This window comes from Bartonella sp. TT110JLCBS (assembly GCF_042193405.1).
Lineage (GTDB): Bacteria > Pseudomonadota > Alphaproteobacteria > Rhizobiales > Rhizobiaceae > Bartonella.
Window position 1 is genome coordinate 1 of the sequence record NZ_JBHILT010000188.1, and the last position, 338, is coordinate 338.

1 pseudogene is annotated in these 338 nt (G+C 34.9%); it reads right to left on the bottom strand.

The annotated features are described in order from the left end of the window. Window positions 1–101 precede the first annotated feature (101 nt). Window positions 102–338 (bottom strand): annotated as a pseudogene (locus tag ACFILW_RS10350) (XRE family transcriptional regulator); the annotation flags it as partial.

The following is a 338-nucleotide window of genomic DNA, read 5'->3' on the forward strand; positions in this document are numbered from 1 at the left end:
TTTTCATTCTCATGAGGTGTGGGGAGACAGTCACAATTCTTGTCAAGATTATTAAGGACGTTGATTGTCCTTTCAGTGAATTTATGAAAATAAGGGGTCATTTTTTCATCAGAAATCAACTGCAAAATTGCTCTTTGTTTTTTGCGGGTCAGTATTCTGAAATTTTTTAAAAGTAAATATTCTGCTTTGCTTGCTATTCTGTCATCACAATGATAGGGGCTCTCTTCTTTTTTTGCGCTATCAGCATAAAAGAAGGAAACGGGAACATCTAATATATGAGCAATTTCCTGTAAACGTCTTGCACTTACGCGATTTAAGCCTTTTTCATACTTTTGGAT